The sequence below is a fragment of the Micromonospora fulviviridis genome, assembly GCF_014648395.1.
In the GTDB taxonomy this organism is placed as follows: domain Bacteria; phylum Actinomycetota; class Actinomycetes; order Mycobacteriales; family Micromonosporaceae; genus Micromonospora; species Micromonospora fulviviridis.
This window is the reverse complement of record NZ_BMRA01000004.1, coordinates 289549-301758: the sequence shown is the minus strand read 5'-3', so window position 1 is coordinate 301758 and position 12210 is coordinate 289549. Positions and strand designations below refer to the sequence as shown.

At 73.5% G+C, this 12210-nt stretch carries 11 protein-coding genes; 7 read left to right on the top strand and 4 right to left on the bottom strand.

All coding sequences use genetic code 11. From position 1 onward, the window contains the following. Positions 1-48: 48 nt before the first annotated feature. On the top strand, positions 49-1341 hold the full coding sequence (locus IEY96_RS12825; RefSeq protein ID WP_189195272.1) for a DUF2314 domain-containing protein: 1293 nt from the start codon (positions 49-51) through the stop codon (positions 1339-1341). A gap of 125 nt (positions 1342-1466) precedes the next feature. Here IEY96_RS12825 and IEY96_RS12820 read toward each other — a convergent pair whose 3' ends face one another. Then, positions 1467-1802 (bottom strand): winged helix-turn-helix transcriptional regulator, encoded by a 336-nt coding sequence (locus tag IEY96_RS12820; RefSeq protein ID WP_189195041.1) that lies wholly within the window; start codon positions 1800-1802, stop codon positions 1467-1469. Positions 1803-1869: 67 nt separating this feature from the next. On the opposite strand from IEY96_RS12820, the gene IEY96_RS12815 reads away from it, so the two are divergent. Beyond that, positions 1870-2175, top strand: a complete 306-nt coding sequence (locus IEY96_RS12815) for a putative quinol monooxygenase (RefSeq protein WP_189195040.1) — start codon at positions 1870-1872, stop codon at positions 2173-2175. 79 nt (positions 2176-2254) lie between these two features. On the opposite strand, the gene gcvT is transcribed toward IEY96_RS12815, so the two are convergent. Then, positions 2255-3385, bottom strand: coding sequence for a glycine cleavage system aminomethyltransferase GcvT (gene gcvT, locus IEY96_RS12810; protein WP_189195039.1), 1131 nt, complete (start codon positions 3383-3385; stop codon positions 2255-2257). 197 nt (positions 3386-3582) lie between these two features. On the opposite strand from gcvT, the gene IEY96_RS12805 reads away from it, so the two are divergent. Further along, positions 3583-5151 carry a leucyl aminopeptidase gene (locus tag IEY96_RS12805; RefSeq protein ID WP_189195038.1) on the top strand — a complete coding sequence of 523 codons (1569 nt, stop codon included), beginning with the start codon at positions 3583-3585 and terminating at the stop codon, positions 5149-5151. A gap of 68 nt (positions 5152-5219) precedes the next feature. Here IEY96_RS12805 and IEY96_RS12800 read toward each other — a convergent pair whose 3' ends face one another. Further along, positions 5220-5549: a hypothetical protein gene (locus IEY96_RS12800; RefSeq protein ID WP_189195037.1), complete on the bottom strand. Its 330-nt coding sequence runs from the start codon at positions 5547-5549 to the stop codon at positions 5220-5222. A 177-nt stretch (positions 5550-5726) separates the two neighbouring features. Between IEY96_RS12800 and lpdA the strand changes: the two genes are divergently transcribed. Both lpdA and sucB read left to right on the top strand, forming a co-directional pair. Continuing rightward, a complete protein-coding gene (lpdA, locus tag IEY96_RS12795; RefSeq protein ID WP_189195036.1) occupies positions 5727-7118 on the top strand; it encodes a dihydrolipoyl dehydrogenase in 1392 nt (463 codons plus the stop codon). A 66-nt stretch (positions 7119-7184) separates the two neighbouring features. After that, on the top strand, positions 7185-8999 hold the full coding sequence (sucB, locus tag IEY96_RS12790) for a 2-oxoglutarate dehydrogenase, E2 component, dihydrolipoamide succinyltransferase (protein WP_189195035.1): 1815 nt from the start codon (positions 7185-7187) through the stop codon (positions 8997-8999). A gap of 59 nt (positions 9000-9058) precedes the next feature. On the opposite strand, the gene IEY96_RS12785 is transcribed toward sucB, so the two are convergent. Beyond that, positions 9059-10003 carry an SDR family NAD(P)-dependent oxidoreductase gene (locus tag IEY96_RS12785; RefSeq protein WP_189195034.1) on the bottom strand — a complete coding sequence of 315 codons (945 nt, stop codon included), beginning with the start codon at positions 10001-10003 and terminating at the stop codon, positions 9059-9061. Between the two features lie 149 nt (positions 10004-10152). Here IEY96_RS12785 and IEY96_RS12780 point away from each other — a divergent pair, with 149 nt between their 5' ends. After that, on the top strand, positions 10153-10719 hold the full coding sequence (locus IEY96_RS12780) for a TetR/AcrR family transcriptional regulator (RefSeq protein ID WP_189195033.1): 567 nt from the start codon (positions 10153-10155) through the stop codon (positions 10717-10719). Between the two features lie 45 nt (positions 10720-10764). Continuing rightward, positions 10765-12096: a low temperature requirement protein A gene (locus IEY96_RS12775; protein ID WP_189195032.1), complete on the top strand. Its 1332-nt coding sequence runs from the start codon at positions 10765-10767 to the stop codon at positions 12094-12096. The last annotated feature ends 114 nt before the right edge of the window (positions 12097-12210 follow it).

Sequence of the window (12210 nt, the reverse complement as noted above, 5' to 3'; positions counted from 1 at the left end):
CGGGTAGCGTTCTCGGCGAGGTGCACCGGCGTGGTCGAGGGGGACGGCATGCTCATCACGGACGACTTCCTGCCCGTACCGGTGCCCGAGTCGCTGGACGCGACCTACCTGGTGCCCATCGTCGGGCTGCCGAAGGTGAGCCCGAAGACCGCGGTGGAGGGGCTCGCCGGCCGGCTCGCCGAGCCGGTGCACGGGCTGGCCCGGCAGATGCTGGACAGCCCGCTGATGACCGTGGACACCCGGCCGGTCAGCGAGTTCCCCGAGCTGCCGCCGGACCTGCTCACCGCGTTCGGGGCGACCGAGCCGCAACTGGCCCGGCTGGCCGCCGCCACCCACCTCGTGGTGGTGCAGGCCGAGTACCGGCCGGGCTGGCCGCCGGCGCACGAGTGGGCGGCCCGGGCGGTGGCCGCGGCGGTCGCCGAAACGGTCGACGGGGACGTCGTGGACGTCTTCGGGCTCCAGTTCCTCGACCCGGCGACCGCGTTGCGGTCGCTCCCCGACGAGCAGGGCCGGATCCGGCTGGTCGACTGGGTGCTGGTGCCGTACTCGTCGGACGCCGACGGGCTCTGGTTCACCACGAAGGGGCTGCGCCGCTTCGGCCTGCTGGAGCTCCAGGCCCAGGGCGTGCCGGACCACCTCACCCGGGCGTGGGGCGCGGTGATGACCGGGGCCGCCCGGCGGCTGCTGCGGGACTGGACCGAGGGGCTGGCCGGCGAGGAGGTGCCGGCCTTCGTGCAGCTGCCGGTGCTGGCCACGGTGACCGGGCACGACATCGCGGTGGCGTACGGCAATCCGGAGCAGCACGGCGCGACGGCGCCGGTGCTGCTGCGGCTGGAGCTGGACCCGGCGACCGACCCGGACGCCGACTCGTTCCTCACCCTCAACCCGCCGCCCGGGCACCCGGGCCCGCCCGGCCGCTACTTCGCCGCCGCCTGCGCGACCCTGTTCAACGGCATCCAGCCCGACGTCCGGTACGCCCGCTCCGGCGACGCCATGAGCCGGGCCATCGCCACCGCCCGGGCCGCGCTGGACGACATCCGGGCCCGCTTCCTCGCCGGCCTGCTGCCCGCCGAGAGCCAGCTCGTGGTCAAGTACGGCCTGCCCGGCGACGACGGACCCGAGTACGTCTGGGCCGGGGTGACCTCGTGGGACACCCCGGAGCGGATCGTCGGCGCGAGCGCCAGCGACGCCGCCGGAGACCCGACGGTCCGGATCGGCGCCCCCGTGGTGGTGGAGGCCGCCGACGTCGTCGACTGGGCCGTCCTCGACGGCACCGGCGTCATCGAGGGCGGCTGGACCCAGGCGGTCCTCGACGCCGGCGAGCCCCCGAGCACCGACTGACCGCGGCGGCGCCGCCCGCTGGCCGACCCGCCGGCCCGCCGCCGTCCCGGACGCCGTCGCCAAGGGCGCGCAGCTGGAGCGCTACCGGTACATCCTCCAGCAGCTGCACGTGCTGAATGAGAACGTCAGGGCTCGATCGGGGTGCCGGTCCTCGCGGCCCGGGCCAGGCCCCAGGCGTGCAGCGCCGCCAGCACCGGGACGAGACTGTGCCCCTCCGCGGTGAGGTGGTACTCGACGTGCGGGGCCTTCGGGGTGCCGAGGTCGTGCCGGGCGACCAGGCCCTCCGCCTCCAGCTCGCGCAGCCGCTGGACGAGCATCTTCTCGCTGACGTCGGGCATCCGGCGGCGCAGCTCGCCGTAGCGGTGCACGCCCTCCTTGAGGTGGGCGAGGATCACCGGCCGCCACCGGCCGCCGATCACGTCGACGGCCACCTCGACCGCACAGTGGTAGCGCCTGGGCACGCGATCCCCCTACTCACCGGAAAGTGCGTACTTGAGCATGCGTCGGCCCGGGTGTGGGCTGGGGAGCATGATCGTCGAGTACATCAGGTACCGGGTACCGGTCGAGCGGCAGGCGGAGTTCGTCCCGGCGTATGCCCGGGCGGCGAAGGCGCTGGACGCCGCGCCCGAGTGCCTGGGCTACGAGCTGAGCCGCTGCGTCGAGGACCCGGCCGCGTACGTCCTGCGGATCCGTTGGACGTCGGCCGAGGACCACCTCCGGCGCTTCCGCACCGGCCCGCACTTCCCCGCCTTCTTCCGCGAGATCCGCCCCTACGTCGACGACATCGAGGAGATGCGCCACTACACCCCGACCGGGGTGACCTCCACCCGCTAGCAGCGGTCGATCATGAAGTTGGCGGGGATGTCGGCCTCTCGGAGTGCCGCCAACTTCATGATCGACGCGCGTGCCGTGGTCAGCGGACGGAGGGTTCCACGAAGGGTGGGCGGGTCAGGCGCATCTGGGCGCGGCGGCCGCGGATGTCGACCTCCAGGGTCTCGCCGTCGGGGAGCTTCGGGTCGGTGTCGATCAGGGCCAGGGCGATGCCCTGCTTCTTCGTGGGGCTGAAGGTGCCGCTGGTGACGGTGCCGACCTGCTTGTCGCCGGCGTAGACGGCCATGCCGGGGCGCGGGATGGCCCGGTCGACCGCCTCCAGGCCGCGCAGCGTACGGGCGGGGCCGGCGGCCTTCTCGGCCCGCAGCACGTCGCGCCCCCAGAAGGCCGGCTTGTCCCAGCCGACCGCCCAGCCGGAGCGGGCCTGCACCGGGGTGATGTCCAGGGAGAGGTCCTGCCCGTGCAGCGGGTACCCCATCTCGGTGCGCAGCGTGTCCCGCGCGGCCAGGCCGCAGGCGCGCAGCTCGTACGCCTCGCCGGCGGCGAACAGCGCGTCCCAGACGGCGAGCGCGTCACCGGCCGGCACGACCAGCTCGTAGCCGAGCTCGCCCGTGTAGCCGGTGCGGCAGACGGTCAGCTCGACCCCGTCCAGGGAGGCGGTCGAGAAGCTCATGTAGTCGTGCTCCGTGGGCAGGTCGAGCGCGCCCAGCAGCTCGGCCGAGCGCGGCCCCTGGACGGCGAGCACCGCGTACGCCTCGTGCTCGTCGGTGACGGCCACGCCGTCGGGCGCCGCGGCGCGCAACCGGCGGACCACCTCGGCGGTGTTCGCCGCGTTCGGCACCAGGAAGACGTGGTCCTCGGCGTGCAGGTAGGCGATGATGTCGTCCACCACGCCGCCGGTGGCGTCGTCGCAGCAGAGCGTGTACTGGGCCTTGCCGGGCGCGATCCGGCCGAGGTCGTTGGACAGGCAGGAGTTGACGAAGTCCGCGGCGCCCGGCCCGGTGATCCGGGCCTTGCCGAGGTGCGAGACGTCGAAGACGCCCACCCCGGTACGCACCGCCGTGTGCTCCTTGAGCACGCCGCCGCCGGCGTACTCGAGCGGCATCTCCCATCCCCCGAAGGGGGCGAACTTCGCGCCGAGCGCGGTGTGTCGCTCGTGCAGCGGGGAACGGCGCAGCCGGGTCGCGGCGGCGTCGGAGGTCACCTCGGTCATGGGTGCGAACTTACCGGCCCGTGACCCGCTGGTTAGCATCGGCGGGACCCCGCCTGCGCGCCATCGGCCGCGGACGGGACGTCCCGCTGCACCTGTCGGCGGGACAGCCACGCGTCCGGCGGGTAGGTTCGCCGCCGGAGACCTTCATCGCCGGCCCGCGACGCCGCGGCCGGCCCGGCCCGCCCGGAGTAGCTTTCGTGACATCGCCCCGCACCACCCTCAGCCTGGTCGACACCGACCCCGCCGAACTCGCCGTCGACGCGATCGTGATCGGCGTGCACAGCCAGACCGCCGAGCAGGAGTCCGGCTCACCCGCCGGCGCCCTGCTGCTGGCCAGCGGCGCGGAAAGCATCGCCGCCGCGTTCGACGGCAAGCTGACCGAGACGCTGGCCCTGCTCGGCGCGACCGGCGGCCCCGGCGAGGTGATCAAGCTGGCCACGCTGGGCACGGTCACCGCCCCGGTGGTCGCCGCCGTCGGGCTCGGCCCCGAGCCGTCCGGCGCCGCCCCGGCCCCGGAGACCCTGCGCCGGGCCGCCGGCGCCGCGGTACGGGCCCTGGCCGGCTCCGCCCGCGTCGCGCTCGCCCTGCCGCTGCCCGACGACGCCGACGCCCCGGCCGCGCTGCGCGCGGTCAGCGAGGGCGCGCTGCTCGGCGGCTACCGGTTCGCCGGCTACAAGACCAAGCCGCAGCCGGCCCGGCGCGCGCCGGTGGCCGAGGTGCTGGTCGCCGTGCCGGACGCGGCGGACGCGACCGCCCAGGCCGAGGTCACCCGCGCGCAGGCGGTGGCCGGTGCGGTGCTGACCAGCCGGGACTGGGTCAACACCGCCCCGAACGAGCTGCGTCCGCCGTCGTTCGCCGACGCCGTGGCCACCGCCGCCCGGGAGGCCGGGCTCGGCGTCGAGGTGCTCGACGAGGCGGCGCTGGCCGCCGGCGGCTACGGCGGCATCCTCGCCGTCGGCCAGGGCTCGGAGGCCCCGCCGCGGCTGGTCAAGCTGACCTACACCCCGGAGGGTGGCGGCAACGGCAAGCGCGTGGCGCTGGTCGGCAAGGGCATCACCTTCGACACCGGCGGCATCTCGATCAAGCCGGCCCAGGGCATGTGGGAGATGAAGTCCGACATGGCGGGCGCGGCCGCGGTCGGCGCGGCCATGCTGGCGGTCGCGGCGCTCAAGCCGTCCGTCGCGGTCACCGGCTACCTGCCGATGGCGGAGAACATGCCGTCGGGCACCAGCTACCGGCCGGGCGACGTGATCACCATGTACAGCGGCAAGCGGGTCGAGGTGCTCAACACCGACGCCGAGGGCCGGATGATCCTGGCCGACGCCATCGCCCGGGCCTGCGAGGACGGCGCCGACTACCTCTTCGAGACCTCCACCCTGACCGGCGGCCAGGTGATCGCGCTGGGCAAGAAGATCGCCGGCGTGATGGGCACCCCGGAGCTGTGCGAGCGGGTCCGCGCCGCGGGTGACGCCACCGGCGAGCCGGCCTGGCCGATGCCGCTGCCGGACGACGTGCGCAAGGGCATGGACTCCGACGTCGCCGACATCTCGCAGGTCAACGCCGGCATGGACCGGGCGGGCCACATGCTCCAGGGCGGCGTCTTCCTGCGGGAGTTCGTCACCGACGACGTGGCCTGGGCGCACATCGACATCGCCGGCCCCGGCTACCACTCGGGCGAGGCCACCGGCTACTGGACCAAGGGCGGCACCGGCGTCCCTGTGCGTACGCTGCTGCACCTGGTCGACGACGTCGCCGCCAACGGCTGACGCGTCCACCGCGCCGCGACGGGGCGCTCCCCTCACCCGGGGGGGGGCGCCTCGTCCGCGTGTCCGGATCAGAACAGCTCGGGGCGGCGCTTGCGGCGCTCGTTGTAGTCGCGCATCCGCTGCGGGTAGCCCATCAGCCGGACGTCGTAGATCGGGATGGCGAGCCGGTGCGCGAACCGGCGGGCCTCCTCCGGACCGCCGACCCGCCGCCGGGTCCACTCGCCGTCGTCGGCGATCAGCATGACCGTGGTCTCGGTGACCGTGGTCCGGGGTTCCAGGTACGCCTCGACGCCCCGCCGGGTGCGGACGAAGCTCTCCAGGTGATCCAGATCGGCGCGGTCCGCGGCGCGGTCGCGGCTCACCGCGCCCACCCGCTTGCGTCGTCGGAACAGCCCCACCGAACCCACTCCTCCCCCGTCGGTCATCGAAGACGGTGCCAAGCGTACGTGCCACCGACGTGTCGTTGGGCACCTCACTACGCGCACCGTCCCCGGTGGTGACAAGATGACCGAGGTGGGGTGTGCCTGTTACTCCCCCGTAACCCCCGATGCAGCGACGCGACCTGGGAGTTGGACGTGAGCGAGCCGAACGACGCAACCTTCGACATCGTCATCCTCGGAGGTGGTAGCGGCGGCTACGCGGCGGCGCTGCGTGCCGCCCAGCTGGACCTCTCCGTCGCCCTGATCGAGAAGGGCAAGCTCGGGGGCACCTGCCTGCACAACGGCTGCATCCCGACCAAGGCGCTCCTGCACGCCGCCGAGATCGCCGACCAGACCCGCGAGTCGGAGCAGTTCGGCGTCAAGGCCGAGCTGGTCGGCATCGACATGGCGGCGGTCAACTCGTACAAGGACGGCGTCGTCTCCCGCCTCTACAAGGGCCTCCAGGGCCTGGTGGGCGGCGCCAAGAAGATCACCTTCGTGGCGGGCGCCGGCAAGCTGGTCGGGAAGAACGTCGTCGAGGTCGACGGCAAGCGCTACACCGGCCGCAACATCATCCTGGCCTCCGGCTCGTACGCGAAGAGCCTGCCCGGCCTGGAGATCGACGGCGAGCGGATCATCACGAGCGACCACGCGCTGACCCTGGACCGGGTCCCCTCCTCGGCGATCGTGCTGGGCGGCGGTGTGATCGGCGTCGAGTTCGCCAGCGTCTGGAAGTCCTTCGGCGTGGACGTGACCATCGTCGAGGCGCTGCCCCGCCTGGTCGCGGCCGAGGACGAGGAGTCCTCGAAGGCGCTGGAGCGGGCGTTCCGCAAGCGGAAGATCAACTTCAAGGTCGGCAAGCCGTTCGAGAAGGTCGAGAAGACCGAGAACGGCGTCAAGCTGACCATCCAGGGCGGCGACACGGTCGAGGCGGAGCTGCTGCTCGTCGCCGTCGGCCGCGGCCCGACCACCGCCAACCTCGGCTACGAGGAGCAGGGCGTCAAGATGGACCGCGGTTACGTGCTGACCGACGAGCGGCTGCGCACCAGCGTGCCGAACGTCTACGCGGTCGGCGACATCGTGCCCGGCCTCCAGCTCGCCCACCGTGGCTTCCAGCAGGGCATTTTCGTCGCCGAGGAGATCGCCGGCAAGAACCCGGCCGTGATCGACGAGGCCGGCATCCCGCGGGTCACCTACTGCGACCCGGAGCTGGCGTCGGTCGGCCTGACCGAGGCGAAGGCCAAGGAGCAGTACGGCGCCGACAAGATCAAGACCTACAACTACAACCTGGGCGGCAACGGCAAGAGCCAGATCCTCAAGACCGCCGGCCACGTGAAGCTGGTCCGGGTCGAGGACGGCCCGGTGGTCGGCGTGCACATGGTCGGCGCCCGGGTCGGCGAGCTGATCGGCGAGGCGCAGCTCATCTACAACTGGGAGGCGTACCCGGCCGAGGTGGCGCAGCTCGTGCACGCCCACCCGACGCAGAACGAGGCCCTGGGCGAGGCGCACCTGGCCCTGGCCGGCAAGCCGCTGCACGCGCACGCCTGACACGACAACCGCGGCGTCCGGCGACGGGCGATGATCCCACCAGGGGAATGAAGGAGTCTGGAGAACATGCCGGTATCGGTCACCATGCCCCGGCTCGGCGAGAGCGTCACCGAGGGCACCGTCACGCGCTGGCTCAAGCAGGAGGGCGACACCGTCGAGGTCGACGAGCCGCTGCTCGAGGTGTCCACCGACAAGGTGGACACCGAGATCCCGTCCCCCGCGGCGGGCGTGCTGAGCCGGATCGTGGTCGGCGAGGACGAGACCGCCGAGGTCGGCAGCGAGCTGGCGGTCATCGCCGGTGAGGGCGAGGAGGCCGGCGGGGCCGCCCCGCAGCAGGAGGCCCCGGCGGAGCAGGCCGAGCAGGCCGCCGCCGAGCCGCAGGCCGAGGCGGAGCAGCCGGCCGTCGAGGAGCCCGCCCCGGCCGCCGCGCCGTCGGGCGAGGGCACCCCGGTCACGATGCCGGCCCTGGGCGAGAGCGTCACCGAGGGCACGGTGACCCGCTGGCTCAAGCAGGTCGGCGAGACCGTCGAGGTGGACGAGCCGCTGCTGGAGGTCTCCACCGACAAGGTCGACACCGAGATCCCGTCGCCGGTCGCCGGCACCGTGCTGGAGATCAAGGTCGCCGAGGACGAGACCGCCGAGGTCGGCGGCGTCCTGGCGATCGTGGGCGCGGCCGGCGCCGCGCCGGCGGCGAAGCCGGAGCCGAAGCCCCAGCCCAAGGCCGAGGCGAAGCCCGAGCCGAAGCCGGAGCCGAAGCCGGAGCCGAAGCCGAAGCCCACGGTCGAGGAGCCGACCCCGGGCGTGTCCTACAACGAGCCGGCCGCCGAGGCGGAGCAGGCCGCGCAGCCGGCCAAGGTCGAGCAGGCCGCCCAGCCGGCCGCGCCGACCACCACGCCGCAGCGGCCGACCGTCCCGGCCCAGGCCGGTGGCGAGGAGGGCGCCGGCTACGTGACCCCGCTGGTCCGCAAGCTGGCCGCCGAGCACGGCGTGAACCTCTCCTCGGTCAACGGCACCGGCGTCGGCGGGCGGATCCGCAAGCAGGACGTGCTGGACGCGGCCGAGAAGGCGAAGGCCGCCCAGGCCGCGCCGGCCGCGCAGCCGGCTCCGGCCGCCGCGGCGGCCCCGGCCAAGCCGGCCGCGAAGCCGCAGCCGAGCAGCAAGCGGGGCACCGTCGAGAAGCTGCCCCGGATCCGCAAGGCCATCGCCAACCGGATGCACGAGTCGCTGCACGAGATGGCGCAGCTGACCACGGTGATCGAGGTGGACGTCACCCGGATCGCCAAGCTGCGGGCCCAGGCCAAGGACTCCTTCCAGCAGCGGCACGGCGTGAAGCTGTCCTTCCTGCCGTTCTTCGCCCTCGCCGCCGTCGAGGCGCTCCAGTCCTACCCGATCGTCAACGCCCAGCTGGACCTTGAGGGCGGGACGATCACCTACCCGGACGCGGAGCACCTCGGCATCGCCGTGGACACCGAGCGGGGCCTGCTGGTGCCGGTCATCCACAACGCCGGTGACCTCAACCTGGGCGGGATCGCCAAGCGGGTCGCCGACCTCGCCGAGCGCACCCGGACCAACAAGATCAGCCCGGACGAGCTCGCCGGTGCGACCTTCACGCTGACCAACACCGGCAGCCGGGGCGCGCTCTTCGACACCCCGATCGTGCCGTCGCCGCAGTCGGCGATGCTCGGCACCGGTGCCGTGGTCAAGCGCCCGGTCGTGGTCAACGACCCGGAGCTGGGCGAGGTCGTCGCGGTCCGGTCGATGGTCTACCTGGCCATGTCGTACGACCACCGGCTGATCGACGGCGCGGACGCGGCCCGCTTCCTCGTCGCGGTGAAGGAGCGGCTGGAGGCCGGCAACTTCGAGGCCGAACTGGGGCTCTGACCCCCTGACGGGAGAGGGGCGCGCGGCGGATGCCGCGCGCCCCTCTCGTCGTTTCCGGGTCAGCCGCGCAGGTGCTCCTCGGAGACCTCCCAGAGCCGCTCGGCGGCCTCCGGGTCCCGGGCGTACGGGGCGTAGCCGGTGCGGGTGCCGGGCTGGTTCGGCCCGGCCTCCTGGCAGTCCTCGAAGTACCGGCCGCCAACCCCCGCGACCAGCGGCGAGGCGGCGACCAGCACCGAGGTGGCCGCGCCCTGCTCGGTCGTCTTCCAGTACGCCGCGCCGCCGCCGCTCTGCGTACGCATCCGGTCCAGTTCCTCCTCGCTGATGTAGCGCTGGAGGTTGGTCCGGATCGCGCCCGGCATCAGCGCGTTGGTGAAGATCCCGTCGTCGGCCCAGCGCCGGGTGGCGTCCACCGCGAAGAGCACGTTCGCGGTCTTGGACTGCCCGTACGCCTCCCACGGGTCGTACGGCCGCTGCCGGAAGTGGATGTCGGAGAACACCACCGGCGAGCGCAGGTGGGCCGCCGAGCTGACCGAGACGATCCGCGCGCCCCCGGCCGCGGCCAGCGCCGGGCGCAGCCCGGTGGCCAGGGCGAAGTGCCCGAGGTGGTTGGTCGCGAACTGCATCTCCCAGCCCTGCTCGGTGCGCATCTCGGGCGAGGCCATGATGCCGGCGTTGTTGACCAGCATGTGCAGCGGCCCGTCCCAGGTGCGGACGAAGGCGGCCACCGAGCCGAGGTCGGCCAGGTCGAGCGGGGCGACCAGGATCCGGTCGTTGCCGGTGGTGTCCGTGATGTCGGCGGCGGCGCGCTGCCCGGCCTCGGGGTTGCGGACCGCGAGGGTGACGTCGGCCCCGGCGGCGGCGAGCGCGCGGGCGGTCTCGACGCCGATCCCGGAGGCGCCGCCGGTGACGACGGCCCGCCGGCCGGTCAGGTCGAGGTCGCGGACCACCTCCAGGGCGGTGGTCTCGCGGGAGAACGGGGTGCTGACGGGTGTACTTGTGGTCATGATCCATCCTTGTCGGCGGCGGCGCGGACCGGTCGGCCGGCCGCTACGATGAGAAGCGGAGGATCCTCCGTTACGACCGAGCCTAACCGGAGGATCCTCCGGTTGCCAGTCCGGCCGGACGTGCCCTCCGGTCGAGCCGAGGAGGAGCCGTGCCCGACCGACCGCTGCGCGCCGATGCGCTGCGCAACCGGCAACGACTGCTGGACGCTGCGGTACGCACGTTTTCCCAGGCCGGCGCGGAGGTAACGCTGGACCGCATCGCCAAGGAGGCCGGGGTCGGCATCGGCACCCTCTACCGCCACTTCCCCACCCGCGAGGCGCTGATCGAGGCGGCCTACCGCAACGAGCTGGCCAAGCTCTGTGACGCCGTGCCGGAACTGCTCGCGACGCTGCCCGCCGAGGCGGCGGTCCGGGCCTGGATGGACCGGTTCGTCGACTACCTCGCCACCAAGCGGGGCATGGCCGACGCGTTGCGGCTTGCCATCGCCTCCGGCGCCAACCCGTACGCGCACAGCCGGGACCGGCTGCTCGCCGCGCTGGGCGACCTGCTGGCGGCCGGCGTCGCCGCCGGCACCGTACGCGCCGACGTGGCCGCCGCCGACGTGCTCGCCGGGCTGAGCGGCGTCTCCCTGGTGGCCGGCGAGCCCGACCAGCGCGCGCAGGCCGGCCGCCTGCTCGACCTGTTGATGGACGGCCTGCGCCACCGCCCGGCCTGACCCGATTCCGGCCCGCGGCCGACCGGGCGCTGACAGACTCGGTCGGTGGGCGGCAACGGGAGGCGGAGACGCCTCGGGCCGGCGGTGCCGGTGGCGCCCGGGGCCCGGGTGGACCGGTTCGAGGTCTTCTTCGACCTGGTCTTCGTCTTCTCGTTCTTCATCATCACCCGGGCCACCGCGCTCCAGGTCAGCGGCGGCGCGCTGCTGCACGCGCTGCTGGTCCTCGCCGTGCTCTGGTGGTCGTGGGTGGTGCACAGCGTGGTGGCCACCCGGATCCGGCTCGGCGAGGGCTTCGTCCCGGTGCTCATGACGGTGGGCATGGCCGCGCTGTTCACCTTCGCCCTGTCCCTGCCGAACGCGTTCCGGGACCCGCGTGGCAACGCGGCCGGGCCGATCGTCGCGGCGGTGAGCTACACCGTCATCCGGCTGGTGCACCTGCTGCTCTACCTGCACGCCGTGCGGGACAGCCCCAACGAGCGCCGGCAGCTCCTCCGGTTCGCCCCGGAGGTGGTGGGCAGCACCCTGCTGCTGGGCATCGCCGCCCTGATCCCGCCGAAGATCGACGACCTCTTCTCGGCGGCGGCGGTCCGCGACGGGCTCTGGGCGACCGTCGTACTGCTCCAGTACACCACCGGCATCATCGCCGGAACCTGGGGCTGGGGCGTCGCCTCGGCCGAGCACTGGACCGAGCGGTACGACCTCATCCTGATCATCGCGCTGGGCGAGTCGGTCATCTCCGTCGGCGTCGGCAGCAACCTGCTCGGCCAGCCGCCGACCTGGCCGGCCGTGGCGGCGGCCGTGCTCGGCATCTTCTTCACCGCGGCGCTCTGGTGGGCGCACTACGACATGATCGGGCCCGCCGCCCGGATCGCCCTGCACGCCGCCCAGGACGGCCCCCGCGTCGCCATGGCCCGGGACGCCTACGCGTACCTGTTCCTGCCGATGATCGCGGGCATCATCCTGTTCGCGCTCGGCGCCGAGATGATCGTGCACCAGGTCGCCGACCCGCACGTGCCGCAGCACCTGTCGGCGGGCGGCCCCGGCGTGCCGCTGCTCTTCGGCGGGGTCATCTGCTACATCTGCGGCAACATGCTCTTCCAGTTCCGCACCCTGCGCACCCTGAGCTGGACCCGGGTCGGCACCGTGCTGCTGCTCGCGGTGACCATGCCGGTCGCGCAGCACGTGCCCGCCCTGGCCGCGCTCGCGCTGATGACCACCATCACCGTCGGCATGGTGGCGGCCGAGGTGGTGGTCTTCGACGAGGGCCGGCGGGCGTTGCGGAAACTGGTCTTCGAGGAGCGGACCAGCCACGAGGCGCACGAGGCGGCCTATCGGGCCCGCTGGCACGAACCGCACGAACGCGACGAGGGCGAGTGAGCCCGCGCGCCGTGACGGAGACCGCCCCCGCAGGGACCCCGCCGGAGCCGGAGGGACGCCTAGACTGCTCGGCAGCGTCGCGGTGCACCCGGCACGAAGGCCGCCGTGGGCATG